General features: G+C 55.6%; 32 protein-coding genes and 1 tRNA gene. 20 read left to right on the top strand and 13 right to left on the bottom strand.

Annotated elements, in window-relative coordinates; genetic code table 11:
- Positions 1–71 precede the first annotated feature (71 nt).
- The 5 genes from hslV (at position 72) to CU100_RS01585 (ending at position 4057) form a co-directional block, all read left to right on the top strand.
- Positions 72–626 carry an ATP-dependent protease subunit HslV gene (gene hslV / locus CU100_RS01605; protein WP_106714810.1) on the top strand — a complete coding sequence of 185 codons (555 nt, stop codon included), beginning with the start codon at positions 72–74 and terminating at the stop codon, positions 624–626.
- Positions 616–1173, top strand: coding sequence for a GNAT family N-acetyltransferase (locus tag CU100_RS01600; RefSeq protein WP_106714809.1), 558 nt, complete (start codon positions 616–618; stop codon positions 1171–1173). The genes hslV and CU100_RS01600 overlap by 11 nt, the downstream gene beginning before the upstream one ends.
- Positions 1170–2477 (top strand): ATP-dependent protease ATPase subunit HslU, encoded by a 1308-nt coding sequence (gene hslU / locus CU100_RS01595; protein WP_106714808.1) that lies wholly within the window; start codon positions 1170–1172, stop codon positions 2475–2477. Before CU100_RS01600 ends, hslU begins: the two co-directional genes overlap by 4 nt.
- 8 nt (positions 2478–2485) lie before the next feature.
- Positions 2486–3001, top strand: a complete 516-nt coding sequence (locus CU100_RS01590; RefSeq protein WP_245418898.1) for a lysozyme inhibitor LprI family protein — start codon at positions 2486–2488, stop codon at positions 2999–3001.
- Positions 3002–3088: 87 nt separating this feature from the next.
- Positions 3089–4057 carry a DUF1402 family protein gene (locus tag CU100_RS01585; protein ID WP_106714806.1) on the top strand — a complete coding sequence of 323 codons (969 nt, stop codon included), beginning with the start codon at positions 3089–3091 and terminating at the stop codon, positions 4055–4057.
- On the opposite strand, the gene CU100_RS01580 is transcribed toward CU100_RS01585, so the two are convergent.
- From CU100_RS01580 to CU100_RS01565, 4 genes are read right to left on the bottom strand one after another with little or no spacing between them, the layout of a single operon-like run.
- The gene (locus tag CU100_RS01580; RefSeq protein ID WP_106714805.1) at positions 4054–4425 is read right to left on the bottom strand and encodes a helix-turn-helix domain-containing protein; all 372 of its coding nucleotides are present in this window, start codon (positions 4423–4425) and stop codon (positions 4054–4056) included. The two genes, CU100_RS01585 and CU100_RS01580, sit on opposite strands and share 4 nt — an antisense overlap.
- Positions 4422–4976, bottom strand: coding sequence for a Smr/MutS family protein (locus CU100_RS01575; RefSeq protein WP_106714804.1), 555 nt, complete (start codon positions 4974–4976; stop codon positions 4422–4424). Before CU100_RS01575 ends, CU100_RS01580 begins: the two co-directional genes overlap by 4 nt.
- Positions 4973–6094, bottom strand: a complete 1122-nt coding sequence (gene mltA, locus CU100_RS01570; protein ID WP_106715929.1) for a murein transglycosylase A — start codon at positions 6092–6094, stop codon at positions 4973–4975. Before mltA ends, CU100_RS01575 begins: the two co-directional genes overlap by 4 nt.
- Positions 6090–6785: a Tim44/TimA family putative adaptor protein gene (locus CU100_RS01565; protein ID WP_106715930.1), complete on the bottom strand. Its 696-nt coding sequence runs from the start codon at positions 6783–6785 to the stop codon at positions 6090–6092. Before CU100_RS01565 ends, mltA begins: the two co-directional genes overlap by 5 nt.
- 177 nt (positions 6786–6962) lie before the next feature.
- Here CU100_RS01565 and CU100_RS01560 point away from each other — a divergent pair, with 177 nt between their 5' ends.
- Positions 6963–7445, top strand: coding sequence for an FxsA family protein (locus tag CU100_RS01560; protein WP_106714803.1), 483 nt, complete (start codon positions 6963–6965; stop codon positions 7443–7445).
- A gap of 120 nt (positions 7446–7565) precedes the next feature.
- The gene (gene secB, locus CU100_RS01555; RefSeq protein ID WP_106714802.1) at positions 7566–8072 is read left to right on the top strand and encodes a protein-export chaperone SecB; all 507 of its coding nucleotides are present in this window, start codon (positions 7566–7568) and stop codon (positions 8070–8072) included.
- A 51-nt stretch (positions 8073–8123) separates the two neighbouring features.
- On the opposite strand, the gene dnaQ is transcribed toward secB, so the two are convergent.
- From dnaQ to CU100_RS01530, 5 genes are read right to left on the bottom strand one after another with little or no spacing between them, the layout of a single operon-like run.
- The gene (dnaQ, locus tag CU100_RS01550; RefSeq protein ID WP_106714801.1) at positions 8124–8834 is read right to left on the bottom strand and encodes a DNA polymerase III subunit epsilon; all 711 of its coding nucleotides are present in this window, start codon (positions 8832–8834) and stop codon (positions 8124–8126) included.
- Between the two features lie 56 nt (positions 8835–8890).
- Positions 8891–9484: a dephospho-CoA kinase gene (coaE, locus tag CU100_RS01545; protein ID WP_106714800.1), complete on the bottom strand. Its 594-nt coding sequence runs from the start codon at positions 9482–9484 to the stop codon at positions 8891–8893.
- Positions 9481–10338 carry a shikimate dehydrogenase gene (locus CU100_RS01540; RefSeq protein ID WP_106714799.1) on the bottom strand — a complete coding sequence of 286 codons (858 nt, stop codon included), beginning with the start codon at positions 10336–10338 and terminating at the stop codon, positions 9481–9483. The genes coaE and CU100_RS01540 overlap by 4 nt, the downstream gene beginning before the upstream one ends.
- A complete protein-coding gene (locus CU100_RS01535) occupies positions 10331–10924 on the bottom strand; it encodes a Maf-like protein (RefSeq protein WP_106714798.1) in 594 nt (197 codons plus the stop codon). Before CU100_RS01535 ends, CU100_RS01540 begins: the two co-directional genes overlap by 8 nt.
- Positions 10925–10946: 22 nt before the next feature.
- Positions 10947–11735 carry a pyruvate, water dikinase regulatory protein gene (locus tag CU100_RS01530; protein ID WP_246709354.1) on the bottom strand — a complete coding sequence of 263 codons (789 nt, stop codon included), beginning with the start codon at positions 11733–11735 and terminating at the stop codon, positions 10947–10949.
- A 444-nt stretch (positions 11736–12179) separates the two neighbouring features.
- Between CU100_RS01530 and hemE the strand changes: the two genes are divergently transcribed.
- The 8 genes from hemE (at position 12180) to CU100_RS01490 (ending at position 21090) form a co-directional block, all read left to right on the top strand.
- Positions 12180–13211, top strand: a complete 1032-nt coding sequence (hemE, locus tag CU100_RS01525; RefSeq protein WP_106714796.1) for a uroporphyrinogen decarboxylase — start codon at positions 12180–12182, stop codon at positions 13209–13211.
- Positions 13212–13234: 23 nt separating this feature from the next.
- Positions 13235–13774: a protoporphyrinogen oxidase HemJ gene (gene hemJ, locus CU100_RS01520; RefSeq protein WP_106714795.1), complete on the top strand. Its 540-nt coding sequence runs from the start codon at positions 13235–13237 to the stop codon at positions 13772–13774.
- 195 nt (positions 13775–13969) lie between these two features.
- Positions 13970–15235, top strand: coding sequence for a transcription termination factor Rho (gene rho / locus CU100_RS01515; RefSeq protein ID WP_106714794.1), 1266 nt, complete (start codon positions 13970–13972; stop codon positions 15233–15235).
- 99 nt (positions 15236–15334) lie between these two features.
- On the top strand, positions 15335–16660 hold the full coding sequence (mnmE, locus tag CU100_RS01510) for a tRNA uridine-5-carboxymethylaminomethyl(34) synthesis GTPase MnmE (protein WP_106714793.1): 1326 nt from the start codon (positions 15335–15337) through the stop codon (positions 16658–16660).
- 133 nt (positions 16661–16793) lie between these two features.
- Positions 16794–18659 carry a tRNA uridine-5-carboxymethylaminomethyl(34) synthesis enzyme MnmG gene (gene mnmG, locus CU100_RS01505; protein WP_106714792.1) on the top strand — a complete coding sequence of 622 codons (1866 nt, stop codon included), beginning with the start codon at positions 16794–16796 and terminating at the stop codon, positions 18657–18659.
- Positions 18656–19300: a 16S rRNA (guanine(527)-N(7))-methyltransferase RsmG gene (gene rsmG / locus CU100_RS01500; protein ID WP_106714791.1), complete on the top strand. Its 645-nt coding sequence runs from the start codon at positions 18656–18658 to the stop codon at positions 19298–19300. The genes mnmG and rsmG overlap by 4 nt, the downstream gene beginning before the upstream one ends.
- Positions 19301–19352: 52 nt before the next feature.
- Complete coding sequence (locus tag CU100_RS01495) at positions 19353–20147, top strand: ParA family protein (RefSeq protein WP_106714790.1); 795 nt, start codon at positions 19353–19355, stop codon at positions 20145–20147.
- A gap of 37 nt (positions 20148–20184) precedes the next feature.
- Entirely contained in the window at positions 20185–21090 is a 906-nt protein-coding gene (locus CU100_RS01490) for a ParB/RepB/Spo0J family partition protein (protein WP_106715928.1), read from the top strand.
- Between the two features lie 9 nt (positions 21091–21099).
- Here CU100_RS01490 and holA read toward each other — a convergent pair whose 3' ends face one another.
- Together holA and CU100_RS01480 are read right to left on the bottom strand one after the other, a co-directional pair.
- Positions 21100–22149, bottom strand: coding sequence for a DNA polymerase III subunit delta (gene holA, locus CU100_RS01485; RefSeq protein ID WP_106714789.1), 1050 nt, complete (start codon positions 22147–22149; stop codon positions 21100–21102).
- Between the two features lie 119 nt (positions 22150–22268).
- A tRNA-Gly gene (locus tag CU100_RS01480) sits at positions 22269–22343 on the bottom strand.
- Between the two features lie 194 nt (positions 22344–22537).
- Between CU100_RS01480 and CU100_RS01475 the strand changes: the two genes are divergently transcribed.
- From CU100_RS01475 to CU100_RS01455, 5 genes are all read left to right on the top strand, one after another.
- Positions 22538–23047, top strand: a complete 510-nt coding sequence (locus CU100_RS01475) for a prolyl-tRNA synthetase associated domain-containing protein (RefSeq protein WP_106714788.1) — start codon at positions 22538–22540, stop codon at positions 23045–23047.
- A gap of 81 nt (positions 23048–23128) precedes the next feature.
- Positions 23129–24109, top strand: a complete 981-nt coding sequence (gene trxA / locus CU100_RS01470; protein ID WP_106714787.1) for a thioredoxin — start codon at positions 23129–23131, stop codon at positions 24107–24109.
- 52 nt (positions 24110–24161) lie between these two features.
- Positions 24162–24824: an LON peptidase substrate-binding domain-containing protein gene (locus CU100_RS01465; protein ID WP_106714786.1), complete on the top strand. Its 663-nt coding sequence runs from the start codon at positions 24162–24164 to the stop codon at positions 24822–24824.
- Positions 24825–24845: 21 nt separating this feature from the next.
- Positions 24846–25040 (top strand): Trm112 family protein, encoded by a 195-nt coding sequence (locus CU100_RS01460; RefSeq protein WP_106714785.1) that lies wholly within the window; start codon positions 24846–24848, stop codon positions 25038–25040.
- A 138-nt stretch (positions 25041–25178) separates the two neighbouring features.
- Positions 25179–25601, top strand: a complete 423-nt coding sequence (locus CU100_RS01455) for a metallopeptidase family protein (RefSeq protein ID WP_106715927.1) — start codon at positions 25179–25181, stop codon at positions 25599–25601.
- Between the two features lies 1 nt (position 25602).
- Here the strand turns inward: CU100_RS01455 and CU100_RS01450 are convergent, their stop codons facing one another.
- A complete protein-coding gene (locus tag CU100_RS01450; protein WP_106714784.1) occupies positions 25603–25809 on the bottom strand; it encodes a DUF1737 domain-containing protein in 207 nt (68 codons plus the stop codon).
- 44 nt (positions 25810–25853) lie between these two features.
- On the bottom strand, positions 25854–26726 hold the full coding sequence (locus CU100_RS01445) for an HpcH/HpaI aldolase/citrate lyase family protein (protein WP_106714783.1): 873 nt from the start codon (positions 26724–26726) through the stop codon (positions 25854–25856).
- Between the last annotated feature and the right edge of the window lie 135 nt (positions 26727–26861).

Raw genomic sequence — 26861 nt, 5'->3', positions numbered from 1 at the left:
GATATGTTGCCATTTGGGGCATAGGCGAACCTGCTTGAACGACGGCCCATCGGGCCGGAAAGGGCTTTAGCATGCAAGAACACAATCCCTCAACTATGTACGGAACCACGATCGTCACTGTCCGCAAGGACGGCAAGGTGGTCATAGCCGGTGACGGGCAGGTCAGCCTCGGCAATACGGTGATGAAAGGCAACGCGCGCAAAGTGCGCCGCATCGGCAAAGGCAACGTTATCGCTGGCTTCGCCGGAGCAACCGCCGACGCCTTCACGCTGCTCGAGCGGCTTGAAAGCAAGCTCGAACAATATCCCGATCAATTGATGCGCGCCTGCGTCGAACTCGCCAAGGATTGGCGCACAGACCGCTATCTCCGCCGCCTCGAAGCCATGATGCTCGTGGCTGACAAGTCCGTCACGCTTGCGCTTACAGGAACCGGTGACGTGCTTGAGCCCGAGCATGGCGTCATGGCAATCGGCTCCGGCGGTAATTATGCGCTCGCGGCTGCCCGCGCGCTTGCCGATACTGAATTGAACGCCGAAGAGATCGCCCGCCGCGCCATGCAAATCGCTGCCGATATTTGCATCTACACGAACACGAGCATCACACTCGAGACGCTAGATGCCGGATAAACCGGCCTATCGTTACCGCTTCGTACCAGTGGAGCCCCGTCATCTGAACATGATCTCGGAATGGCTGGCGGAACCACATGTCGCGACATGGTGGGACGGCAACCCTGAAGAAGAGATGGCACTGATCGCGCACCACATGGACAGCGTGTCCGTGGAGCCGTTCATCATCATGCTCGGGGACGAAGCGATCGGCTATCTGCAAACCTATGACCCGCACCTCGAGGATGACCACCCCTATCAAGACCAGCCGACCGGGACATTGGGCCTCGACCAATTTATCGGAGAGTCATATTTGATCGGCCAGGGCCACGGCCCCCGTCTGCTTGATGAGTTCGTGTCACTTCTATTCGAAGAGGGCGTGCCGCGCGTGATCGTCGACCCGGATCCCGCCAACACCCAGGCAATCAGAGCCTATGAAAAAGCGGGCTTCGTTGCGTTCGACACCCGGACGTCCATTTACGGGCCAGCCCTCATGATGGCGCGGGACAACCCTGACCTTGCGTCCGAACAATCGCCCGAAGAAGGGCAGGAAACGAGATTACAATGACAACATTTTCCCCTCGCGAGATCGTCTCCGAACTAGACCGCTACATTATCGGCCAGAACGACGCCAAACGCGCTGTCGCTATCGCCCTGCGCAATCGCTGGCGCCGCCAGCAGCTGGAAGGCCAGATGCGCGAAGAGGTCATGCCGAAAAACATTCTGATGATCGGACCGACCGGTGTCGGCAAAACGGAGATATCCCGCCGTCTCGCCAAGCTTGCCGGCGCGCCGTTCATAAAGGTCGAAGCAACCAAGTTTACCGAGGTCGGCTATGTGGGACGCGATGTCGAGCAGATCATCCGCGATCTCGTCGAAGTCGCCATCGGTCTGGTGCGCGAAAAGAAACGCGAGGATGTGAAGGCAAAGGCGCACATGAACGCGGAAGAACGCGTTCTCGATGCACTGGTGGGCAAGACAGCGAGCCCAGCAACGCGCGACAGCTTTCGCAAGAAGCTGCGCGATGGCTTGATCGACGACAAGGAAATCGAAGTCGAGGTTGCCGATACCGGATCTGGCATGCCCAATTTCGAGCTGCCGGGCATGCCCGGGGCGAATATAGGGGTGCTCAATCTCAGCGACATGCTGGGTAAAGCCATGGGTGGCCGTACCAAAACCGTTAAGACTACCGTAAAAGAGTCATACGGCGTCCTTATCAATGACGAATCCGACAAGCTCCTCGATCAGGATCAGATTACCCAGGAGGCCCTACGGTCTGCCGAGGATGACGGTATCGTTTTCCTGGACGAGATCGACAAGATCGCTGCTCGCGATGGCGGCATGGGTGCCGGTGTTTCACGGGAAGGCGTGCAGCGGGACTTGCTGCCGCTCGTCGAAGGCACGACGGTCGCCACCAAATACGGCCCGATCAAGACAGATCATATCCTGTTCATTGCTTCGGGTGCGTTTCATGTTTCGAAGCCCTCCGACCTTCTGCCGGAACTGCAGGGCCGCCTGCCGATCCGTGTGGAACTTAGCGCCCTGACACGCGATGATATGCGCCGCATTCTCACAGAACCGGAAGCCAGCCTGATCAAGCAGTACATCGCGTTGATGGCGACGGAAGAGGTCAGGCTAGATATCACTGACGATGCGATAGATGCCTTGGCGGACATTGCAGTCGATTTGAACTCGACGGTGGAAAATATCGGAGCGCGGCGCCTGCAAACGGTCATGGAGCGGGTGCTCGACGATATTTCGTTCAATGCCCCGGACAAATCCGGCGCCGAACACACGATCGATGCGAAATATGTGCGTGAGACTGTCGGAGACCTGGCCAAGAACGCGGATCTCTCACGCTTTATTCTATAACGGAAGCGGTGAAGGTTTCGAATGACAAGAGTAATCCAGGCACTGGTTTTTGCCTGGATTTCTTGTTTAATGGCTCCGATTTGCATAATGAACGGAGCATTCGCATGCGTGTTTTACCTGTTGTGCTAGTAACGGTTGTTCTTGCAGCCGGTCCAAGCGGAAGGAGCGTGAACGCCGCGGAGACCTGTGACAAGAGCAGCAGCAGCCAGGCGGACCTGAACGAATGCTACGGCAAAGCCTATAAGAAGGCCGATTCAGAACTTAACGCGATCTACAAACAAATAAATGAGCGCCTGAAAGACAGACCAGCAACAGCCAAACTGCTGGTTGCCGCCCAAAAGGCTTGGATCGCGTTTCGAGACGCGGAGTGCAACTTCTCGACATCCGCTAGCGCCGAAGGCAGTATTTACCCGATGACGCAAGCAATTTGCCTGGAAGGACTGACGACCAGGCGGATCGACGAGTTGAAGAACTATCTAGGTTGCGAGGAAGGTGATTTGAGCTGTCCCGTGCCCGCGCAATAGACCAAGCGTCACAGGAACAGAGGTTTTTCTGGATTTAGAGAGTTCGAGGCGCTATTGCGGGCGACCAACCAATAATATGGACCGACGATGACCCGCCATCTGTTCCTGTTCGCGACGAACTGTCTTTGGCTTATGCTGTTTGCCTTGCATCCGGCTGGCGCTGTGACCCTCGTTCCCGAGGGCAATCGTAACATAAGTCAGCCCGGTGTTCCCGCCGCATCGGCCAAGCGAACGCGGGAACTGAACACCACGTACGAGGCCAAGTACCAGAAGATCTACAAGCTGATAAAAAGCGACTCGAAACTACGTTCGAAAATCGTCAGTGTCGCACGCACCTATGGCATCGATCCTGTTCACATCGTTGGCGCACTCATTGGCGAACACACCTATAATGTCGATGCCTATGACCGGCTCCAGACCTATTATGTCAAAGCCATTGCCTATGTGAAGCAGGGCCTGAGTTTCGACTACGAGGGAGAGACGATTGGCGATTTCGTCAAGCGTCCGCAATTCTCCTCCTGCGCACAGTTCAAGGACAGTTTGCGACTTTGGACATGCCGAGAGGACGTCTGGGAACAGGACTTCCGCGGCAAGTCGGTCAGTGGCAAACAATTTCCAAACAATCGTTTCAGCGCCGTATTTTTTCAGCCATTTTATGCGGGGCAAAGTTTTGGGCTGGGGCAACTGAGCCCTTTGATAGCGCTACAGATGACCGACATGGTCAATCGCTATTCAGGCCTGCCGAAGCTCCATGCCGATCACGCAGCCGATGTCTACAAGACGATAATGGACCCTGACCTGACCCTGCCCTACATGGCCGCGACGCTGAAACACTCGATCGACGTGTACCGCCGCGTTGCCGATTTCGACATTTCCGCAAACCCCGGCATCACTGCGACCCTGTACAACACAGGCGGTGCCGACAGCCGGGCGCATGCGCTTGCCGATTCCAATGCGGCACGTCTGGCCAATGGCGAACAGCCGCAACTACCCGAAGAGAATTATTATGGCTGGCTGGTGAATGACAAGATCGACCAGCTTCGGGCGCTATTTTAGCGTTTGCGCTTTTCCGGTACCGATTCCAATTTCCGGATCAGCAACCCTGTCGTCGCTTCATCCAGATCAGCAATCCTTGCGGCAAGAAGATTGGCGAGTTCGGTCGCCGCGGGCGGAAGCCCCGCCGTATCGATGACGACGCGCGGGTGTGAGATCATCGCCAGTCGTTGCAGTTCTTCGGCGTCATCCCAGATGATATTGAAATATTGAATGATGCGCTGCAGCTTGTCCCAGGTAGGCTGACCGCGACGGCCGTGTTCGAGGGCAGACAGATAGGCCGCAGATACGCCGATGGCCTTGGCCATATCCTTCTGGGAGATGCCCCGCTCCGCGCGCAGGTCGCGCAACTTTTCGCCAAAAGGGGTCATGGCGCCTCCGGCTGACGCCGCATTCGCGCATAGATCGCTCCGGTGCCGCCGTGGTTGCGTGCTGCATCCTCGTAACCATTGACCAGAATGCGAAACGGCGGCGTCATGAACCACATGGGAACAGCCTGGCGAAGCACGCCATCGCTACCCATCGACGAGCCTTTGCCTGTAATCACCAGGACATGCCTGAGCTTGCGCAAATGGGCGCGTCGCAAAAATCCAAGCAGCAAACCATATGCCTCGCTCTGGGTCAGGCCGTGCAGATCGATCCTGGCTTCTATATCGACCCGCCCCTTGGCGATCTTTTTATGGGTCGGGCGATCAATCGGATGCAGGCGGGGCGATGCAATGGGTTTCGTCTCTTGCTTGGTCGCCAGTGGTTTGGGATTCAACGGTGCGGATGGAGAAATCGAAACCTGCGCATCGGGTGTATCAATCAGGAAAACAGGCTTGTCCCTGCCCTTGAGCGGGCGAGCTGTCCTTGCCACTGTCTCCCACAGGATGCGATCCTCCAGAGTGGCGAATTCGTCCTTCGCGGCTTTCTTCTTCATTGATCCGCTTCCGGCAGAAGTACCCGCGGGACGAGCGCGTAGAAATCGGCATTGTGACGGATACCCCCTGCGATCTCGCCCGCTGCGTCGCCAGAACCGGCGAAAAGATCGCCGCGCGCGGGCCCGACAATGGCTGAACCCGTATCCTGTGCAATCATCAGCCGGGAGAAATGCTCGCCGCCAAAGGCTCTGAGCTCGGGCGAGTGAATGAAGAACGGAGTTCCGAACGTATGCAGCAAGCGATCCACGGCAAGCGATCGCCCACCTGACAAGGGAACTTTCGCCGCTGCGATCGGGCCAAGGGTTTCGTCTTCAACACCTGCTTCGCGGAAAAATATATAAGAGCGATTGTTCCACATGAGCGCCCGGGCCTTGTCCGGATTGGCCGCTAGCCAGGCGCGGATAGATTGCATGGACATTGCGTCCGGCGCGATCTCGCCGCCCTCAAGCAGGATCTTGCCAATGCCGGTGAACCTGTGTCCGGTCTTCGCAGCATAGGTGATGCGGCGCAGGCGCCCGTCGGTCATTTTCAGCCGAGCTGCGCCTTGGACATGGATAAAGAACGCATCGACCGGGCTTGCGACGTAGGCGATTTCAAGGCCTTGGCCTTCAAGGGCACCACTTTCGATGGCGGGCCGGTCAAAATATTCCACAAGACCTGCCGGCGTCTGCCGGGCAAAGGCGAAGTATGGATCGAAACCGTCAGGCCGGTTGCTCTCGTCAACGTCGACCAGATCATGCGGACGCCGAAAAAACGGCACGTGGAACTCCGCAGACCGAACCGGCGAAGCAATCACCTCCGGTTCGTAGAAGCCGGTCACGAAACCAGGCGCAGCATCCGTAGTTTCGATCAGCGCAGGACGGAACCACTTCTCGAAAAACGACCGGGCGGCCTCGTTGGATTCAACGATTGTTTCACGTGAATCAGCGAAAATCGGTTCAAGAGCCTCAAAACTGATGCCAAGTGAGCCGGACTTATATGGCCTCTCCCGAACCCGCTCTGCGGACCGGAGGAAGGCGCGGAAAGCCTCGATCTGCCTGTCGGCCCGCCAACCCGGGCAGTCAGAAAAATCCACCGGCTTGAACAGGGGCGAAAGCATGCTCGTAAGCGTCTTAATCTTCGGCTTCGGTAGCGACCAGCTTCCAGTTCGGATCTTTCGAACGGGTATCACGGGCGAAGGTCCACACATCCTTGACCTCTGCGACGGCTTCCTTGTCGCCATCGATCACAACGCCGTCCTTGTCGAGCGTAGCGGATATCAGCTCACTGATTATGCGCACGGTGACGTGCGACTCCGTACCCTTCATCTCCGCACCGATAATTTCGGCCTTGTTTATGCCCACGAATGACGATTGCACTTTTTCGCCGCGGGATTCGCGATCGGCGATAGCGGAAACAAAGCCATCGTAGACCTCCCGCGATAACAAGGATTTCAGCGTTTTGCGATCGCCATCGGCAAACGACATGACGATCATCTCGTAGGCCATTTTGGACCCTTCGAGGAATTTCGCAGGTTCGAATGTCGGATCGGCATTCTGGATAGCGCGCAGGCCGTCATTCAGTGGGGTCCCCGGTTTGGAGACCGCATCGATTTTTTCGAAGCTGCTCTCCTTCACCTCGCCGCGGCGGGGCAGGGAAACGACGTTGTCGCTGGACTTCGATTTGTCATCGACCTCGGCAGTGCGCGTATATGGATTGAATGGCGGACGTTCGCTGCCAGTGCGGCGACCGAGAACTTTTCGCAGCTGCAGGAAAATGACCACTGCTGCCACGAAGAAAAAAATTGTTCCGAAGTCCAGATATTCCATGTCGCCTGCCATTCATCCTATTGTACGTTTGCGGCTTTAATCTTCCGTCGAAATACCGGAAACATATAGATTGCCAAGAGCAATCATACAAATTCTCTTCACGCTATCCTATATAGGCATGAAATTGACACCGGCTATGGATAATATCCGGATATGACCTTCGAAAGGTAAATTAGTTTGCGATCGCTTGTGCCCCTTTTCCTCTTGGCTTTGCCATTCGTTGAAATTGCCGGTTTTATCGTTGTAGGCAGCAAGATCGGCGTTTTGGCGACGCTCGGACTAATCGTGCTGTCAGTGTTCATGGGTTTCTTCCTGCTGCGCTTCCAGGGACTAGGTTTGATTCAAAGAATTCGCGAAGAAACTTCTGCAGGCCGGACGCCGAAGCGCGAGCTGGTACACGGCGTGATGCTGGTTTTTGCGGCCTTCCTTTTGATCATTCCTGGCTTTTTGACCGATATTATCGGCCTCCTGCTTTTCATCCCGGCGGTGCGCGACATCGGGTGGCGCTGTATCAGCGATCGCGTGGTCGTTGTCGATTCAGCGAGACGGCGCCCGGGCCGCCCGGACTCGCCGAGGACCAAGGATCGCGTGATCGAACTTGACCCGGAAGACTATTCGAGCAAGCGTGACCCGAACTCGCCCTGGAACCCGAAGCGATAGGGGCTCCGGTACTATAGGACTAGCGGTGGCGCCTTGCCTCGCTGAGGCACACATGCTAGCGAGCCTCCATCCAATGGGTAGACCGTACAAGCGGACGCAACAGAAGAAGGTTTCCAGACAATGGCTCAAAAGCCTGATGAAAAGGCCGAGAACGGCAGTGAAGCGACAAATGGCAATGGTTCCGTACAGCAACAGACGCTGAATATTCTGGCCCAATATGTAAAGGACCTTTCCTTCGAAAGTCCGGGGGCACCCTTATCGTTGCGTCCACGCGAAAACGCGCCAGGTATCAGTATCAATGTGAACGTCAACGCCAACCCGATTGCCGAGAACGATTTTGATGTCGTTCTCACGCTTTCCGCAAAAGCGAGCGAAGGCAAGGATGTTCTCTTCAATGCCGAGCTCGTTTACGGCGGCGTTTTCCGTCTCGTGGGCTTTCCGCAGGAACACCTTCTTCCGTTGCTGTTCATCGAATGCCCGCGCCTGCTCTTCCCGTTCGCGCGTCAGATCATTGCGGAAGCTACCCGCAATGGCGGTTTCCCGCCCCTGATGATCGACCCGATTGATTTTGCGCAGATGTTCCAGCAGCGCATGGCCGAAGAACAGGCCAAGGCGAAAGTAAGCTAAGCCACGCTTTAGCTTCGAAAAGACCCGGGCTACTTGCCCGGGTTTTTTCGTTCAAGCGACAAACGCCGCCATTCGATCATTCCAGATCGCATTGTCACCAAGCCTTTCCACGAGCCGCGCGTGCGCCATTCTTTCCGACTCGGTCAGGCGGGGCCGAAGCGGTAGCGGCCGGCTTGGTATGACGATCAAATCCGCGTCGCCAGTTCGTTGGTTGCTGGCCTGTTCGGCAATCGTAAGGCCGAGGGCGGCCTGTTTGCCGCCGATCAGTTCAATGTAGACTTCTGCAAGAAGCTGCGAGTCCAGCAGGGCCCCGTGCATGGTGCGGTGACTATTGTCGATGCCGTAGCGGCGGCAGAGCGCATCAAGTGAATTTGGCCCCATCGGATGTTTGCGGCGTGCGAGCGCCAGAGTATCCACAACTCGGTCATTGTGAATGGGCGGGTGACCGAGGCGGTTGAGTTCTGCATTGATAAATCCCATATCGAACGTGGCATTGTGGGCAATGAGCCTGGCACCGTCGATAAAATCCAGAAAGTCATGCAGGACTCCGGCAAAGAGCGGCTTGTCCGCAAGTTGCTCGTTTGTGATGCCATGCACCGCCAGCGCATCCGGGTGGATTATCTTGCCTTCCGGATTGATGTAGACATGAAATGTCCTTCCGGTCGGAAATCGGTTGATCAGCTCTACGCCGCCGATCTCGATAACCCGGTCATCAAGCCGGTCCAGACCCGTCGTTTCCGTATCGAAGATGATTTCGCGCATGGAATCACCTTTAGCGCATCGGCTTGCCGATGCAAGCGGTTGAGCGTTGAAGACCTTTACCGCTGCCGCATATCCACCAGTGAATGAATGATCTTGCGCACTTCGCTTCTGGTGACATCAAGATCATAGCGGGTGTCGATGACGTAATCCGCCCGCCTCCGTTTCTCTGCGTCCGGGGTCTGGCGTGCAAGAATGGCATCGAGTTTAGCCGGTGTCATACCGGGCCGACCGAGAACACGCTTGCGCTGGACATCTTCGGGCGCCGAGACGACGAGTACCTTGTCGACACGTTTCTCTGCCCCGGTTTCGAAAAGCAGCGGAATGTCGAAGACCACGAGTTTCTCGCCGCTACGCAGCGCCTCTTGCCGAAACCTGTTTTCCTCTTCAAGCACGAGCGGATGGACGATCCGTTCCAGTTTTCTCAGCGCTTCGGGATTGCCAATAACGAAGGTGGAAAGTTTAACCCGGTCGACTTTCCCGTCAATCGTTGTGCCGGGAAAAGCCTCTTCGATCAAGGGAGCCGCAACGCCCGAATATAGCCGATGAACCGCTTCATCCGATGAATGGACCGGAATGCCTTCATCGATGAACATCTGAGCCGCAGTCGATTTGCCCATCCCGATGGAACCGGTCAGGCCAAGAACGATCATTTTGTCTTCCCTATTGCAGAAGAACGGGCCATGTCCGCCAGGATGAGTTCCCGAAGTTCTGGGGTGACTTCCGGCCGTATACCGAACCAACGTTCAAAGGCCGGCACTGCCTGGTGCAGGAGCATGCCGAGGCCGTCCACGGTGGACAGTCCGTATTCGCGGGATGCTTTCAAAAGCGGGGTTTCCAACGGTATGTAGACGACGTCAGTGACCAGCGTTCGCCGGTCGACGCCGGACAGATCCATGGCCAGTTCATCCTTGCCCTCCATGCCGAGGGACGTCGTGTTGACGAGGAGTGTGGAGTCGTGCAGCAAATCGGGCACTGCCTGCCAGTCATGCGCGCTGACGCCCCGCCCAAACCGGTCGGCCAGGTCCTGTGCCCGTTCGACTGTACGGTTAACGACCCGGATTGCACCAAATCCGCGCTGCTTCAGCCCGTAAACCACCGCGCGGCTTGCACCACCTGCCCCTAACACCAGTGCGGTTTTACGCTGATCCCAACCGGGAATGGCAGAATCCAAATTTGCAAGGAAACCTTGTGCGTCGGTATTGCCGCCCCATAGCACGCCGTCTTCAAACCAAAGTGTGTTGACCGCACCGATTTCCTCAGCGGCGGCATCATGTTTTTCGCTTAACAAGAAGACTACTTCCTTGTGCGGCAGTGTGACATTGCCGCCGACATAGCCATTCGAGCGCATCCCTCGAACGAAGTCGGTGAAGTCGGAGGGTACAGTCTCGATCGCCTCGTATGATCCTTGCAGCCCGTATTTCCTCAACCAGTAATTATGTATCAATGGCGAACGCGAGTGACGTATTGGACTTCCAGTGACAAAGGCCTTCAAAATTTCACCCATCGATTGCGCCCTCGTGTCGTAGCTCAACGAGCAATGGCAGAAGCGGCAGGCCCACTATCGTGAAATAATCGCCATCGACTTTCTCGAACAGTTGAACACCCTCGCTTTCGAATTGGTAGGCCCCCACACTCTGAAGGGCAGCGGCTCCGGCCCGGGACAAATATCTGCCAATGAAGCCAGGGTCCAGATCGCGCAGCGTCATCCGTGCAACCGAAACATGACGCCATAATGTGTTTCCATTTTTTGCAAGAACAACTGCGCTGTTGAGGTGGTGGGTCTTGCCAGATAATTGCAAAAGCTGCCGGCGCGCCGCCTCCAGGTTTTCCGGCTTGTGCAAAACATCGTCTCCCAACGACAAGGTCTGGTCAGAGCCGATCACCAGTGCCTCGGGATTGCGCTCGCTGACGTCAAGAGCTTTTGCCTCGGCCAGAACGAGCGCGACATCGTCGGGCGTCGCCCCGCTCTCATAGAGCGGCGCCTCCGCGGCCCGTTCATCGATGTGGGCCGGCTGTGCGGTGAACGATACGCCAGCGTTTTTCAACAATGCGGCGCGGAACGGGCTTCTGGATGCGAGAATAATCGCCATATCTGATCCTTGTTGCTGACGGTTACCGTCCCTGCGATCGAAGGGCAAGAACGGCGGCTGCGGTTTCCTCGATCGATCGCCGGGAAACATCTATCATCGGCCAGTTGTGCCTATGGCAGATTTGCCGCGCATAGGTGAGTTCCTCGATTATATTGGCGCGATCAAGATAATGATCAGCATCAAAGCTGAGCGCCGCTCCGAGCACCCGGTGCTGGCGCACCTGCGATATGCGTTCCGCCGAGGCCACGAGACCGACGATCAATGGTCTTTGACAGTTTACCAGCACCTCCGGGATTGGCACGCCTATAACAATGGGAACGTTGACAGTTTTGATGCCCCTGTTCGCAAGGTAGATGCTGGTGGGCGTCTTCGAGGTGCGTGAAATTCCGATAAGGACGACGTCCGCCTCTTCGATATCAGGCGGCAACTGACCATCATCGTGTTCCATCGTGAAGTTGAGTGCATCTATCCGCTTGAAATATTCCGCATTGAGTACGTGCTGTGCTCCGACCCGCCGGCCGGCCGGCGCGCCAAGATAGGATTGGAAGAGCGTGACCACCGGCTCCAGGACCGAGACGCACGGAACTCCGATGGCAGCGCAATTATCATCGATGATCGCGGCGAGCCGCTGATCGATAATCGTATAGAGCACGATGCCAGGCTCAGCGTCGATGCCTTCGAGCACTTTCTTGATCTGTTTTTCGGTTCTTACCAATGGATAGACGTGTTCGATAGCTCTGGCATGGGCATATTGCGCCGCCACCGCACGCCCCGCTGCGATGAGAGTCTCTCCGGTCGCATCAGAGATCATGTGAAGATGAAAGTAGTTTACTGGTTTAGTCACAGAAAACTCCGCATCCTGTTGATAGACGGGGACAAAGGGTTGGCCCGTTCGCAACAGATGGCAGCCATGTGAATTGTTGGCAAGTCATCCACAGCGATCCCGCCTGTGGGCTCCTTCACCTCTGATATCGTAATTCTGTGGACTGTTGCGACTTTTCGTCGTTTTTCCCGCGGATATTCACAGGACCTCTCGTTTTGATACAAGATTAAGCCTTTGATATTATTTGATGATTCAAGATGTTGATGCCGTACGTCAGAACGTTCCATTAGTTATCCCGTTCTAGGCTGAAAATTGTTCCCTGTGCGAAAATGTGGTCAATGTGATAATTCCCGCTACAAACAGACTCTAAGAATCAGAAGAATCCAAAATAGATCTAAATTTCTTTTTTAAGGTAAGACAGGGAGACTGGTGATGGTTCGCAAAGTGATGAAAGTCCTTGGAGGCGAAACCGTCTATCCGCCACCTATTTGGATGATGCGTCAGGCGGGCCGCTATCTTCCTGAATACAGGGAAGTTAGAAAGAAGGCGGGCAGTTTTCTCGATCTGTGCTATTCTCCGGATCTGGCAGTCGAGGTCTCGCTGCAGCCCATTCGCCGTTTTGGCTTCGATGCGGCAATTTTGTTTTCCGACATCCTGGTTGTTCCGCACGCACTCGGGCGCGATCTTCGCTTCGAAGAGGGCCGCGGACCTTTGCTGACCCCCATCGACAAGGATGGCATATTCTGGCTCGAATCCGAAGGCGCAGCTGATCGCCTGGAGCCAGTCTATGAGACGGTCAGACTTTTGAGGCAGCAACTCCCTACCGAGACAACGCTGCTAGGCTTCTGCGGGGCACCCTGGACGGTGGCGACCTATATGATTGCCGGACATGGTACCCCGGACCAGGCCCCTGCCCGGCTGTTCGCCTACAGGAACCCCGATGCATTTCAGAAGCTTTTGAACGAACTTGCCGATGTATCGGCGGAATACCTCATCCGGCAAATCGATGCGGGCGCCGATGCCGTGCAGATTTTTGATTCGTGGTCGGGCGTTCTCGATGAGCCCTGTTTTGAAGAGTTCTGTATTGCTCCCGTGGCACGGATCGTCAGCAAAGTTCGGGCGCACTACCCGAATGTGCCCATCATCGGCTTCCCCAAGGGCGCAGGTGCATTATATATCAATTACCGGGAGCGTACCGGTGTGAACGCTCTCGGACTGGATTGGTCGGTGCCACTATCCCTGGCCTCCTCGCTCCAGGGGGGTGGCGCAGTGCAGGGTAATCTCGATCCCTTGCGCGTTGTCGCCGGAGGACGTGCTCTGGACGACGGCATCGACGCCATTCTCGATGGGCTGGGCCAGGGTCCACTGATATTCAACCTTGGTCATGGCATCACCCCTGATGCTCCTGTTTCCCATGTCGAGCAAATGGTAAATCGTGTACGTATGGCGGCGCCCCGAAGCTGACGCGCAAGATAAGGGTCTCGAGAATGAACAAGGCCAATCCGTTGAACCCGGAGTCGAAGAAAGTTCCGGTTCTACCCCGCGCGATCGCCGCGGCAGTTGTAGTCTGTGGCATTTTGCTGGTGTTCGTTTATCCCGCCGAATCCTACCTTTGGGTCAAGGCAATTCATGTGATTGCCGTCATCTCCTGGATGGCGGGGATGCTCTATCTGCCAAGACTTTTTGTTTATCACTGCGCCGCTGCTCCGGGTTCGGTGCAATCGGAGACCTTCAAGGTGATGGAGAACCGCTTGCTGAAGGCTATCATCAACCCGGCAATGGGTATCACATGGCTGGCGGGACTTTGGCTTGCCTGGCAATCGGCTGCTTATATGGATGGCTGGTTTCACGTCAAATTCCTGGCTGTTCTCGCCTTGTCTGCGGCGCACGGACATTTTACCAAGTCGGTTCGATTGTTCGAAGAGGACCGCAATGAAAAATCGGTACGCTACTGGCGCCTGATGAACGAAGTGCCTGCAGTGTTGATGGTCATTATTGTTGCGATGGTCATCATAAAGCCATTTTGATCGATGATAAAAATTGGAGTGAGTGATCAATATCAGTCATGAAATCTCTTGCCCTTACTGTCGCGATTGGCTAGACAAGGGCCTCCTCTCCGGAAATACCGCCACAGCACTTCGGCCATTTTCAGTGGCACTGCATTCAGGCATCGTAATTTCCCTTCTCCATTTCACACCAATAGAATTAAGAGTTCCGCGCACATGCAGGAAATGAAACTACAAGAACTCAAGAACAAAACAGCGGTCGACCTTCTCGCTTTTGCCGAATCGCTCGAAGTCGAGAATGCAAGCGTTATGCGCAAGCAGGAATTGATGTTTGCCATCTTGAAAAAGTTGGCCTCGCAAGAAGTTGAGATTATCGGCGAAGGCGTGGTCGAAATTTTGCAGGACGGCTTCGGCTTCATGCGATCCGCAAATGCGAATTATCTTCCCGGTCCCGACGACATCTATATTTCGCCCTCGCAAATACGACGGTTTTCATTGAAGACGGGCGATACCGTTGAAGGTCCCATTCGCGGGCCGAAGGAGGGTGAGCGTTATTTCGCGCTTCTCAAAGTCAATACGATCAACTTTGAAGACCCCGAAAAAATACGCCACAAGATCCATTTCGATAATTTGACGCCGCTCTATCCAAACGAGCGCTTTAAAATGGAACTGGAGAATCCAACCACGAAGGACCTGTCGGCTCGTGTGATCGATCTCGTCGCACCATTGGGCAAGGGTCAGCGCGGATTGATCGTTGCACCGCCAAGGACCGGTAAGACCGTCCTTTTGCAAAACATTGCCCATTCCATCACCGCCAACCATCCCGAATGCTACCTGATCGTGCTTCTGATCGACGAACGCCCAGAGGAAGTCACCGATATGCAGCGCTCGGTGAAGGGTGAGGTTGTTTCTTCGACCTTCGATGAGCCGGCCTCGCGCCACGTTCAGGTCGCAGAGATGGTAATCGAGAAGGCAAAACGCCTTGTGGAGCATGGGCGTGACGTCGTTATTCTACTCGATTCGATCACCCGGCTTGGACGCGCCTACAACACGGTTGTGCCATCATCCGGCAAGGTTCTGACTGGCGGTGTTGATGCCAATGCGTTGCAACGTCCAAAGCGCTTCTTTGGTGCAGCGCGCAACATCGAAGAAGGAGGGTCGCTGACCATAATCGCGACCGCGCTGATCGATACGGGCAGCCGTATGGACGAAGTCATCTTCGAGGAATTCAAGGGTACTGGTAATTCTGAAATCGTGCTTGACCGCAAGGTCGCTGACAAGCGCATCTTCCCATCGATGGATATCCTCAAGTCCGGCACACGTAAGGAAGACCTGTTGGTTCCGCGCCAGGATTTGCAGAAGATCTTCGTTCTGCGCCGTATCCTTGCCCCCATGGGAACGACGGATGCGATCGAATTCTTGATCGACAAGTTGAAACAGACAAAAACAAATGGCGAGTTCTTCGATTCGATGAACACGTAATCTGGTTTTTGGCTAACGATGTGGAAAACCCGTGGCACAACAGCCGCGGGTTTTTTGTTGTATGATACCCGAACCGAACAGTGCTCCAGGACACGCCAAATGCAGGTACACGACAGCACGATTTTTGCCCTATCGAGTGGCAGGCTGCCTTCTGGCGTTGCCGTGATCCGCGTTTCGGGTGGCGCGACTCGATTCGCTGTCGAAACAATTTGTGGTTCACTCCCACAGCCGCGTTTTGCGGCTCTGCGAATGATCAGGGATCGCCAACGGCGGGTTATCGATCAAGGCTTGGTCGTTTTCTTCCCGGGTCCATACAGCTTTACTGGTGAAGATTGCGCTGAATTGCACGTTCATGGTGGTAAGGCGGTAGTCGATGCGGTGATATCTACACTCTATACATTTGAAAACTGCCGAATGGCTGAGGCTGGCGAGTTCACGCGCCGTGCCTTTACCAATGGCAAATTTGACCTGACTGTGGTTGAAGGCCTGGCTGATCTCGTAGCGGCTGAGACAGAGAGCCAGCGACGGCTCGCGCTTCAAATTTCGACTGGTGTTCAGGCCAATCTATATGCGGACTGGCGAACGGAATTGATCCGCGCACGCGCATTCATCGAGGCCGAACTTGATTTTGCTGACGAGGGGGATGTTCCAGGGTCGGTATCCGATCGGGTCTGGCAGTCGATGCGCCGGTTGGTTGCTCGCATCGATAGCCATGTTGCCGACGGGAAGCGCGGGGCAATCGTTCGCGAGGGGTATCGTGTGGTCATCGTGGGAGCGCCGAATGCAGGCAAATCCAGCCTCCTTAATGCATTGGCAGGCAGTGACGTTGCAATTGTCTCCGATGAACCTGGTACCACACGTGACCTCATCGAGATTAGGTTGGATCTGAACGGCCTACCAGTCCTCGTCACTGACACTGCAGGCCTGAGGAGTTCGGCTGACAAGGTTGAAAGGATTGGCATCGAACGGGCGCTGGAACGCGCGTCCGCAGCAGATTTGGTGATTGCGCTCACAGACATCGCTGAACCCGTTGCACACGATCTCAGTGGTATAGATCAAAGTTCAATCATCAATGTGGGCACGAAATCCGATTTGACCGAAGCACATTCGGAAGTGAAATATGACCTCGTGATTTCAACACGCAGGGGTGCAGGCCTTGATTCTCTCATGGAGGTGCTTGCGAACCGGGCGGCCGCCGCCGCCGGTGATCTATCTGATCCGCTGCCAACCCGACTCCGGCACATTGAACTCCTTCAGGAGACCCGAAGAGAAATAATGAATGCGATGGAGCAAGAAACGGCGCCGTTGGAGATTCGCGCGGAATACTTGCGACGCGCCACATTTGCCTTGGGCCGCATCACAGGGGACGTTGATGTCGAGGATATCCTGGATGTCGTATTCTCCCAATTCTGTATTGGCAAATGATTCACGTGAAACAATCGGCGCCAAGGGGTGATTGGTTTGTTTCACGTGAAACACTGTTTACAGCCGTGTACTTGACTCGTGACGCGGTTTTGCCCCATCAATTCCTAGATTCGCACATGGAAAGCTCGGTACTGTGAACGACGTATTTGATGTCATTATTATTGGTGGCGGTCATGCAGGCTGTGAAGCAGCAGCTGCTTCCGCGCGCTTTGGTGCAAAGACAGCACTCGTAACGCATCGAGCCGACACTATCGGGGTGATGTCGTGCAATCCGGCTATTGGTGGCCTCGGAAAGGGGCACCTGGTTAGGGAAATCGACGCGCTTGATGGCCTCATGGGTAGGGTAGCGGATGCAGCTGGCATCCAGTTTCGACTACTGAACCGTCGGAAGGGACCGGCGGTTCGGGGGCCGCGGACCCAAGCAGATCGCCAGCTTTATCGTCGTGCTATGCAGGAGGCGATTGCGGAACAGAACGGTCTCACAGTCATCGAAGGCGGAGCGAACGACCTCATTATAAATGGTGGCCGCATCGCCGGGATCCAACTGCTTAACGGCACGGTGCTTCGCTGCGCTACCGTTGTCTTGACGACCGGCACGTTCTTGCGCGGGCTTATCCATGTCGGTGAGAAGAAAATCCCGGCGGGTCGAGCAGGTGAAGCACCCGCACTGGGGTTGTCGGACACATTAGCACGACATGACTTCGCGCTCGGTCGACTGAAGACGGGAACGCCGCCGCGGCTTGATGGCCGAACGATCGACTGGCGGAGTCTTGAAGCACAATCCGCGGATATCAATCCACTGCCATTTTCTCTAATGACCGACTTGATCGGGAATCCGCAGATCGACTGCGGCATCACTCGGACGACAGTTGAAACCCATGCGGTGATCCGTGCCAATCTCCATCGGTCTGCCATGTATTCCGGTTCCATCGCGGGGATCGGACCTCGCTATTGTCCCTCTGTGGAGGACAAGATCGTCAAGTTTGGTGACCGCGATGGCCATCAAATATTCCTCGAGCCTGAGGGTCTTGATGACGATACTGTTTACCCGAATGGCATTTCGACTTCGCTTCCAGAGGATGTCCAGCTGGAGCTTCTAAAGACGATCCCTGGTCTGGAAAAAGCTGTCATGTTACAGCCAGGCTACGCGATCGAGTACGATTACATTGATCCGCGTGAGCTTGATCGCACCCTGCAAACACGCCGGATTGCCGGATTGTTTATGGCCGGGCAGATCAATGGCACGACGGGCTATGAGGAGGCAGCCGCCCAAGGCCTGCTTGCCGGGGTAAATGCAGCACGAATCGCCGGCGGAGTGGAACCGATAATTATTCAGCGTACCGAAGCGTATATTGGCGTCATGGTGGATGATCTTACTTCGCGCGGGGTAACAGAGCCCTACCGTATGTTCACTTCGCGTGCTGAGTTTCGGCTATCGTTGCGTGCGGACAACGCTGATGAACGATTGACCCCGATGGCTGAACGATTAGGCATACTTGGTGCGCCGAGGGGGAAGCGGTTCGCTACTCGGGCCGCCAAACTTGATGCGGCGCGAACATTGGCAAAGAGCCTCACAATCACTCCAAACGCAGCCGCGCATCTGAGCCTCCGTTTGAACATGGATGGGGTTCGGCGCTCCGTCTACGAACTACTGGCATTCCCGGATATTGACTTTCAGCGTGTAGGTCAAATCTGGCCGGAACTGCGTGAGATCGACGGTAGAATTGCTGAAGCACTTGAAATCGAGGCGCAATACGCTGTCTATCTTGAACGCCAGAAGGCAGACGTTGCAGCGATGGAGCGCGAGGAAGCTCTGCTCATTCCTTCTGGAGTCGATTTTTCGGCTGTACCAGGTCTGTCGAACGAGTTGAAACAGAAGCTCCTTCAAAGGCAACCAAGATCACTTGCTGAAGCGCAGCGCATTGATGGAATGACCCCCGCGGCACTCGCACTTGTCATCACGCAGATACGCAAGGCCACAATACAGGATGTGGCGTGACGTTCGATAGAAACAGGCGCCTCAGGGAAGTGGCCCCTGATGTTTCACGTGAAACAGTGGATAACCTTCAAGCTTTTGAAGAATTATTCCGGAAGTGGTCGACGGCAATAAATCTGGCGTCGCCTTCATCCCTCGAAGAGCTTTGGGACCGTCATATCTTAGACAGCGCTCAGTTGTTCAACATGGCGCCGGCCGCTCAAACGTGGCTGGACCTTGGTTCTGGAGGAGGTTTCCCGGGGGTTGTGCTCGCAATCATGTTGAAGAATCGCCCGGGTGCTCACATCGACCTCGTTGAAAGTAACGGAAAAAAAGCCGCGTTTCTGCGGACTGCCTTAGGGCGGTTTACCGCGCCAGGACTCGTCCATGCTGCCCGAATAGATACTATGTGGAAGAGGATACCAACGCCGGAAATTATCACAGCCCGGGCTCTCGCCCCGCTTGGCCGTCTTTTCGAGCTTGCAGAACCGTGGCTGACATCAGGGGCAACAGCGCTGTTTCAAAAAGGTAGGGATTACCAGAGGGAGATTGAGGAAAGCCGTGACGCATGGGCGTTTGATCTGGTAGAACGTGGGAGTGCAGTCGATAAAGATTCGGTCGTGCTGCAAATAGAAAATTTGCGACGAACAGAACTGAATCGATAGTTATTGCATAAGCTTGATCGCCATGATCGGGCGTTTTGCGTAGGAAGCAGCGATGAACAGCCAGACTCGCATCATTACGATAGCCAATCAAAAAGGTGGCGTTGGCAAGACCACAACCGCGATAAACCTCGCCACGGCGCTCGCTGCCATCGGCGAGAGTGTGTTGATAGTGGATCTGGATCCGCAAGGTAACGCCAGCACCGGCCTCGGCGTAGATCGCAAGAATCGCACCCTGTCCTCCTACGATGTGCTCATGCAGACTGCGTCCGTCGAGGAGGCTGCAGTCCTTACAGCTGTACCGAATTTGTCGCTCATTCCATCGACGCTCGATTTGTTGGGCGTCGAAATGGAAATATCCAATGCACCTGATCGCGCTACGAGGTTGCGAAAAGCCTTTCGCGGCAACGCCATGGCGTCGCCATTCACCTACATCCTGATAGACTGCCCGCCATCCCTGAACCTGCTGACGATGAACTCGATGGCGGCTGCCGATTCTGTGCTCGTGCCTCTGCAATGTGAGTTTTTCGCTTTGGAAGGGTTGAGCCAGCTCCTGGAGACCGTAAACCAGGTTCGAGCCTCGCTGAATCCCGGACTCAACATTCAGGGAATCGTACTGACAATGTACGATGGACGGAATAATCTTGCGACGCAGGTTGTCGATGATGTTCGTTCCTTTATGGGCGACAAAGTCTACAGGACTGTCATACCGCGCAATGTTCGGGTTTCCGAAGCACCCTCCTATGGCATTCCAGCTATTCTTTATGACCTGAAATGCGCCGGAAGCCAGGCTTACCTGCAGTTGGCATCGGAAGTGATACAGCGAGAGCGACATCTGCGAGCGGCGTGACCGATTCGTCTACGAAACAATTATGGAAGCTTTGACAATGAATGAAGATCTTTCAAAAAAACGGTTGGGGCGGGGACTGGCAGCTCTCATCGGCGAGATGGACAGGGTGCAAGATGAGCCTATAGCGCCCGTAGCAAGTCTCGACCGCCACGTGCCGATCGAGTTCATCTCGCGCAACCCGCGCAACCCGCGCCGCCTTTTTGCCGAGGAAGATCTGAAAAATCTTACCGACTCGATACTCCAGCACGGAATTGTTCAACCGGTAGTTGTGCGCCCTTCCGGCGCGACAGCTGGTCATTATGAACTGATCGCAGGCGAACGCCGTTGGCGTGCGGCGCAGCGCGCCGGGCTGGCCACTGTTCCAGTTATCATCCGAGAGGTCGATGACCGCATCGCCCTCGAGCTCGCAATCATCGAAAACGTACAGCGCGCGGATCTTAATCCGATCGAAGAAGGCCTCGGATATCAACAACTTATCGACGAGCACGAATACACGCAGGCTGACTTGGCGCAGGTGATCGGCAAGAGCCGCAGCCATGTCGCCAACACTTTGCGGCTGTTGAAGCTGCCCGAACCGGTTCGCGACATGATTACTAACGGTTCCTTGTCAGCCGGCCATGCCAGGACTTTGATAACTGCGGAAAATCCTGGCGCTCTCGCCGAGAAGATCATCCGCAATGGTCTTTCGGTACGCCAAGCCGAAGCGCTGGCGCAGGACGGGGGAAAACCGTCACCGATTATTCGCAAAAAAGATGCGGACGACGGCAAGGACGCCGACACGAAGGCCCTTGAGAAGCTGTTAACGGACGTGATGGGTATGCGGGTGTCGGTCAACCATCTCAACAATGGCGGCGACGTGCGTATTCACTACACTACGCTCGAGCAACTCGATGAGATATGTCAGCGCCTGCAACATCGCGTTAAATGGGGAGGCCTCGCCTGAAGGCCCGACTTAACGCCCATTGCGTGAGTTGCGGCCCGCCTCTGCAGCCAATGCCATCATGGACTGCCGAATGATCGGTATAGAGAGGGCGGCGTTGCGGCGGCTCTCCAGAACAGTCCGCTGGAGCCGCTCTATGGCGCGCAAACAGGATTGTGAGTTCCAGCATTGAAGCGCCGTTTCGACCAGTTTCTTCCTTGCGAAGAAGATTGGCGGTCTTGCCGCCATAACGGCTGATCCCGCTGTTTTCCCTTCGGCTTCCATGCCGTAACGTAACGTTTGTAACGACTGAAACTGTCTTATCGCGCCGCTGAGCACGAGAAAACTGGAAGACCCGGTACCAATGACACGATCGAAGGCGTGTGTGAAATCGCTGATATTTCCCACCATCATCGCGTCGACAACCGCTTCATAGGATGTGGCGCTGACGTCTCCGATTATGTCCCGAACATCGCTGATGGTGATTCGCTCGCGACCGTGCGCATAAAGGCAGATCTTTTCGAGTTCGGCACGAGTTGCCAGCCTATCGCCGCCGAGGCTTTCCTTGAGGAGATTTCGGGCGTCCAAGGCGATTTGCAACTGATTGACTGTCAGCACGTGGTCAATCGTGCTGTCGATTCCCCGCGCATCATCGCTGTAACAGGGGAGGGCCATGGCACTTGCGCTTTGCTCAACCGTCGCGCGGAGGCCTGCGCCCTTTTTCAGATCGCCGGCCTCGACGAGAATGAAGGTATCAGTCGGCGGATCCTTGACAAGGAAGGCAACAGCTTCAGCGAGCCCTTTCTGGCCAGCAGCATTGCGAACCCAGATCAAACGTTCCCCACCGAACATCGATATCGTATTCGCTTCGTCTGACAGCCTGCCCGGCTCTGCATTCACATCATCCGCATCCAGGCGAATCACGGCGAAAGGATCGTCCTTGGAAAGGCCGGTCAGCTTGATAAAGATCTCCACTCGTTCGCTGACAAGTCCTTTGTCCGGACCATATACGAGGATGACGGGATAGGAGCGATCCAGCCTTCGCAGGAAACCATCAACCTCGTGAGCCTTCTTCTGTGCCATAGGACACGGGTTTATCCATTTTGCCGAAGATTGCAATTGAATCGAGCGCTCACCTCGCCGCACAGTTGCGAGATAGCAAAAAGGCCCAGTAAAACCGGGCCCTTTGAACTTCGGACAACTGGAGCGGGAGAAGGGATTCGAACCCTCGACCCCAACCTTGGCAAGGTTGTGCTCTACCCCTGAGCTACTCCCGCACGCGCCAGTTTGTCTTGCGAAGCGGGGCCTATATGGCCTAAGCGCGGGGCAATTGCAACAGGGAAATTTGGCGTTCTGCGCGGTAGCTCAGAAAAAGCTCTGATTGTCGCCGCGGCACGGCTTTCCTCTTGAGAGCGGGCGTTGGAGCGAATAGGAAAGGGCGAGTAGTATCGGAAATTAGCGGAAGTCCATCATGAGCAAGACGTATGATGAGTTGATGCAGCATTTCGACAGTCTCGGCATCAAGGTAACGACTATCCGTCATCCCGCCGTGTTCACCGTGGCCGAGGCGCAGCATCTGAGGGGTCAGCTTGCCGGGGGTCACACCAAGAACCTTTTCCTCAAAGACAAGAAAGACAATTATTACCTCGTGACGACAGACGAGGAAGCTTCAATCGATCTTAAAACCATTCATGCCAGGATCGGCGCTTCGAGTCGCGTTTCATTCGGCAAGCCGGAAAAACTTCAGGAGTTACTGGGTTTGACACCAGGATCTGTCAGCGTATTGGGTCTGATCAATGATACACGGCGCGAGGTCAAGGTAGTGCTCGACGAGAGCCTGCTGCGACAGGACTTGATCAATGTTCATCCGCTTACGAATGAGGCTACGACTTCGATAAGGCGCGACGACCTGATGAAGTTCTTGAGGTCGACAGGCCATGAACCAATGATCTTGAAAATCGACGGAACAAACCCAAACTGATAGCCGACGGCTGGATCACGTTCTAGAGGATGGTCTTGGCTGTAAACTCAATATAAGATCGGCAAATCGCGGGAGAATTTCATGAGCAAGATCGATAATCCGTTTGGCGCAAGCTACGGATCGCCTGCCGGAGCTCAGACCGTCTCTTTCGGAGCGTCAGCACCGGACGCTGCCGCTACCGGCGCTGGTGACCTGATCAGAGAGACGACGACGGCGGGCTTCTCCAGGGATGTAATTGCCGAATCGAAGGCGCAGCCGGTCCTTGTCGATTTCTGGGCTCCCTGGTGTGGTCCCTGCAAGCAGCTCACGCCTATACTCGAGAAGGCCGTTCGAGCGGCTTCCGGGCGCGTCAAGCTCGTCAAGATGAACATCGACGATCATCCTGCCATCGCCGGCCAACTCGGTATCCAGTCTATTCCAGCAGTCATTGCTTTTGCCGACGGTAAACCCGTGGATGGCTTCATGGGTGCGCTTCCCGAGTCCAAGGTGACTGAGTTCATCGATCGCGTGGCGTCCCCAGACGGCGGCAAAGATGCGGCTATCCAGTCGGCTCTCGATGCCGCAGCGCAATCGGTAGAGGCAGGGCGCCACGGCGAGGCTGCCCAGATCTATTCTGCAGTCCTTGGACAAGTGCCTGATCAAGTAACCGCGTTGGCGGGACTGGCAAGTTGCCTGCTTGAACTTGGCGAAGTTGAACAGGCGAGAGCCACGCTTGCCAAAGTACTACCGGCCGCCAGGGAAAACGCCAGCGTTCGTGCTGCCGAGGCCAAGATCACATTGGCCGAACAGGTGGCTAAACTCGGCGATCCAGTGGCGTTGCAAACACGGCTGCAAGCAGACCCCGCGGATCACCAGGCCCGGTACGATCTTGCTATGATCCTCAACGCCATGGGTCAGCGCGACGAAGCGGCCGACCATCTTCTCGCCATCATGAAGGCGGACCGTGCGTGGAACGACGACGGCGCCCGCAAACAATTGCTTCAGTTCTTCGATGCTTGGGGGCCGACCGATGAAGCCTCTGTCACAGCCCGCCGCAAATTGTCTTCTCTGCTGTTCGCTTGAGAGAAACCAGGCACACTAACGGCCACCCCGATTCTTCGGGCCGGAGGAAGTAATGCAAGCCGGAAATGTTCGTTATCGGACGCTGAGCGATATACCCGAGAGCGTGCCGATCTTTCCGCTGTCGGGTGCGCTGCTGCTTCCTGGCGGACAATTGCCGCTCAACATTTTCGAACTGCGCTACCTTGCCATGGTAGACGCGGCGCTCAGTGGCAAGCGCGTCATCGGCATGATCCAGCCGCGTCTCGACCAGGATGACGAGTCTGGCGCGGAGCTTTGCGAAATAGGTTGCCTTGGGCGGATAACCTCCTTTGCCGAAACCGGCGATGGCCGTTTGCTAATCACGCTTCAGGGCATTTGCCGCTTTCGGGTGGTCAAGGAACTTGCGACGCGCACTCCCTTCCGCCAGTGCAAAATTGCGCCTCTGCGCGCAGACCTCGACGAAGCGGACGATTCAGACGTTGACCGCGTCGCGCTGTTGCGTGTGTTCCGGGCCTATCTCGACGCGAATGACCTCGAGGCAGACTGGGATGGCATTTCCCGGGCCGGCAACGAGACATTGGTGAACGCATTGGCCATGATGTCGCCCTTTGGCGCTGCCGAAAAACAGGCCTTGCTCGAGGCTGCGGATTTGAAGACGAGGGCTGAAACGCTGATCGCCATCACCGAAATCGCTCTGGCCAAGGATCAGGACGATTATGAAGGCAGTCTGCAGTGACGGCTTTGGAGGGACTGCATAATGACCGACGATAAACCCGATACAGCGATTGATCGCAAACTGCTTGAGCTCCTTGTTTGCCCGCTGACCAAGGGCACGCTCTCATATGATCCGCAGCGGCAAGAGCTCATTTCAAAATCCGCGCGGCTCGCCTATCCTGTGCGGGACGGCATCCCTATCATGCTTCCTTCCGAGGCACGCGCAATCGAGGACTGAGCCTCGAACCTGACGCGCTCTTCTGCACAAATGGTTGGTTTATGCGACATGACCGCTCGGAGGTTTCGGGTGACGATCCACTCGCATCAACTCTTCAAAGGACCTATATGAAGCCAGAATTCTCTTGAGGAGTTGATGATGGCCAGAAGTAATCAAACCGCTGACTGGGCCAATCGGCTGTCACCATCGCTCGGCGAGATCGAATCACTGGCAATCGAGGCTTACGCCCATCTGCCTGAGACGTTTCGCGCCTTGTGCGGCGATATCACGATTCAGGTCTCGGAGTTTCCGGAAGACCAGATCATCGAAGATATGGGGCTCGAGTCGCCTTTCGACTTGCTTGGTCTTTTCGAGGGAATAGGGATTGGCGAGCGTTTTTCTCTGCAAACCGGCGAGCGACCCAATCGAATCACGATATATCGCCGCGCCGTCCTTGATTATTGGGCTGAATACGAGGAAGCGCTAGGAGACGTCGTCTCGCACGTCCTCATACACGAAATCGGCCATCATTTTGGCCTCTCTGACGAGGACATGGAGCGTATAGAAGCGAGCGCGGAATAGGCTAGAAGCTGCTTAATCTGATACCCGGCTCATAGTCCACACCTTCGACATCCTTGACGACAGCCTGACCGCATTGCATGGCGCCGGTAGCGGAGTTGAAAGCGTAAGTGGGTGAACCATAGATATGCCAGCCCTTGTTTATGGCCGCTGTTACCTTATGACAGAAGCTTGCGTCATCAGGACCCGTTAAAAACCGGTACAACTTCATCTGTAGTTACTTTCCGAGCTATGCCAAAACCGGCAAATCCTATTTCACTTTTCGCCGATCAGGTCAAACTTTGCCAAAAGCATTTTCGCACTTTCCAGATGCAGGCGTTCCACCATTCTGCCGTCCAGTGAAATTGCCCCCCTGTTGACGTTTTCGGGGGCGGCGAAGGCCTCGACAATGGAACGGGCAGTGACAACACTTGCTGCGTCAGGGAAGAACGCGGAGTTTGCAGTTTCAATCTGCGTGGGGTGTATCAAGGACTTGCCGTCAAAGCCCATTCGCGCCGCCTCTCCGCATTCAGCAACAAAGCCGTCCATGTCGGCGAAGTCGTTGTATACCCCGTCGATGACGTCGAGCCTCCCTGCTCTGGCGCACAGGAGGACTTGCATAAGCCACGGCGCCAGATATGCCCGGCTTTTTGTACCGGTCTCCCTGGCAATGTCATTGGTTCCCAGGACAAAACAATCGAGCCGGGCTGTCGACCGCAAGCCAAGCTCGGCGATCTCGCCTGCATTGAGGATGCCGCGCGGGGTTTCGATCATAGCCCAGAGGCGAACTCCTTCGGAAGCGTCCGTTTCATCGAGAATCTCGGCAACTCCGGTTATCTCCTGAGGTGTCTCGACCTTCGGTAACAGAATGGCGTTTGGGTTGCAGGCTCGAGCCGCCAGGAAGTCCTCTGCGCCCCATTCACCGTTAAGGTTATTGATCCGAATAATGCGTTCTGCCTTGCCCCGCGGAAAAGCGCGAAAATACTCGCGCAGCGTCTCACGCGCATCTTCCTTCACTTCGGGCGCAACGGCATCTTCAAGGTCGAAAATGACGACATCGGCATTCAGCGATGCGATTTTCGCGAGAGCCCTCTTGCTGGATGCGGGAACATACAGCACGGACCGGCGGACACGAACATTCTTCTCCATTCCAACTATTTGCCCCGATCGCGCAAACAAGACAAGAGCAATCCGGAAGAGCTCCGGACCGGGCGCTCAAAGTGCCACAGGGGAAAGGCTTTGATTAAAGCCAAAGCTGGTGTAAAGCGTGACGCAAAGTCATTT

It is taken from the genome of Phyllobacterium endophyticum (genome assembly GCF_003010935.1).
GTDB classification, from domain to species: Bacteria; Pseudomonadota; Alphaproteobacteria; order Rhizobiales; family Rhizobiaceae; genus Phyllobacterium; species Phyllobacterium endophyticum.
The sequence above is the reverse complement of the archived record's forward strand: the minus strand, read 5'-3'. Positions and strand labels throughout refer to the sequence as shown.

Bases quoted from the DNA above. Each gene is read 5' to 3' on its own strand.
- CU100_RS01450 (WP_106714784.1), bottom strand. From the start codon at position 25,809: ATGAAGTTGTACCGGTTTTTAACGGGTCCTGATGACGCAAGCTTCTGT.
- dnaQ (WP_106714801.1), bottom strand. From the start codon at position 8,834: ATGCGCGAAATCATCTTCGATACGGAAACGACGGGTCTGGACCGGCTT.
- CU100_RS01585 (WP_106714806.1), top strand. From the start codon at position 3,089: ATGACCCGCCATCTGTTCCTGTTCGCGACGAACTGTCTTTGGCTTATG.
- holA (WP_106714789.1), bottom strand. From the start codon at position 22,149: ATGGCACAGAAGAAGGCTCACGAGGTTGATGGTTTCCTGCGAAGGCTG.
- trxA (WP_106714787.1), top strand. From the start codon at position 23,129: ATGAGCAAGATCGATAATCCGTTTGGCGCAAGCTACGGATCGCCTGCC.
- CU100_RS01475 (WP_106714788.1), top strand. From the start codon at position 22,538: ATGAGCAAGACGTATGATGAGTTGATGCAGCATTTCGACAGTCTCGGC.
- CU100_RS01465 (WP_106714786.1), top strand. From the start codon at position 24,162: ATGCAAGCCGGAAATGTTCGTTATCGGACGCTGAGCGATATACCCGAG.
- rho (WP_106714794.1), top strand. From the start codon at position 13,970: ATGCAGGAAATGAAACTACAAGAACTCAAGAACAAAACAGCGGTCGAC.
- CU100_RS01580 (WP_106714805.1), bottom strand. From the start codon at position 4,425: ATGACCCCTTTTGGCGAAAAGTTGCGCGACCTGCGCGCGGAGCGGGGC.
- mnmE (WP_106714793.1), top strand. From the start codon at position 15,335: ATGCAGGTACACGACAGCACGATTTTTGCCCTATCGAGTGGCAGGCTG.
- CU100_RS01540 (WP_106714799.1), bottom strand. From the start codon at position 10,338: ATGGGTGAAATTTTGAAGGCCTTTGTCACTGGAAGTCCAATACGTCAC.
- CU100_RS01445 (WP_106714783.1), bottom strand. From the start codon at position 26,726: ATGGAGAAGAATGTTCGTGTCCGCCGGTCCGTGCTGTATGTTCCCGCA.
- CU100_RS01600 (WP_106714809.1), top strand. From the start codon at position 616: ATGCCGGATAAACCGGCCTATCGTTACCGCTTCGTACCAGTGGAGCCC.
- hslV (WP_106714810.1), top strand. From the start codon at position 72: ATGCAAGAACACAATCCCTCAACTATGTACGGAACCACGATCGTCACT.
- CU100_RS01535 (WP_106714798.1), bottom strand. From the start codon at position 10,924: ATGGCGATTATTCTCGCATCCAGAAGCCCGTTCCGCGCCGCATTGTTG.
- coaE (WP_106714800.1), bottom strand. From the start codon at position 9,484: ATGATCGTTCTTGGCCTGACCGGTTCCATCGGGATGGGCAAATCGACT.
- CU100_RS01460 (WP_106714785.1), top strand. From the start codon at position 24,846: ATGACCGACGATAAACCCGATACAGCGATTGATCGCAAACTGCTTGAG.
- hemJ (WP_106714795.1), top strand. From the start codon at position 13,235: ATGAACAAGGCCAATCCGTTGAACCCGGAGTCGAAGAAAGTTCCGGTT.
- secB (WP_106714802.1), top strand. From the start codon at position 7,566: ATGGCTCAAAAGCCTGATGAAAAGGCCGAGAACGGCAGTGAAGCGACA.
- CU100_RS01490 (WP_106715928.1), top strand. From the start codon at position 20,185: ATGAATGAAGATCTTTCAAAAAAACGGTTGGGGCGGGGACTGGCAGCT.
- CU100_RS01575 (WP_106714804.1), bottom strand. From the start codon at position 4,976: ATGAAGAAGAAAGCCGCGAAGGACGAATTCGCCACTCTGGAGGATCGC.
- hemE (WP_106714796.1), top strand. From the start codon at position 12,180: ATGGTTCGCAAAGTGATGAAAGTCCTTGGAGGCGAAACCGTCTATCCG.
- CU100_RS01495 (WP_106714790.1), top strand. From the start codon at position 19,353: ATGAACAGCCAGACTCGCATCATTACGATAGCCAATCAAAAAGGTGGC.
- hslU (WP_106714808.1), top strand. From the start codon at position 1,170: ATGACAACATTTTCCCCTCGCGAGATCGTCTCCGAACTAGACCGCTAC.
- CU100_RS01565 (WP_106715930.1), bottom strand. From the start codon at position 6,785: ATGGAATATCTGGACTTCGGAACAATTTTTTTCTTCGTGGCAGCAGTG.
- CU100_RS01455 (WP_106715927.1), top strand. From the start codon at position 25,179: ATGGCCAGAAGTAATCAAACCGCTGACTGGGCCAATCGGCTGTCACCA.
- CU100_RS01530 (WP_246709354.1), bottom strand. From the start codon at position 11,735: ATGATCTCTGATGCGACCGGAGAGACTCTCATCGCAGCGGGGCGTGCG.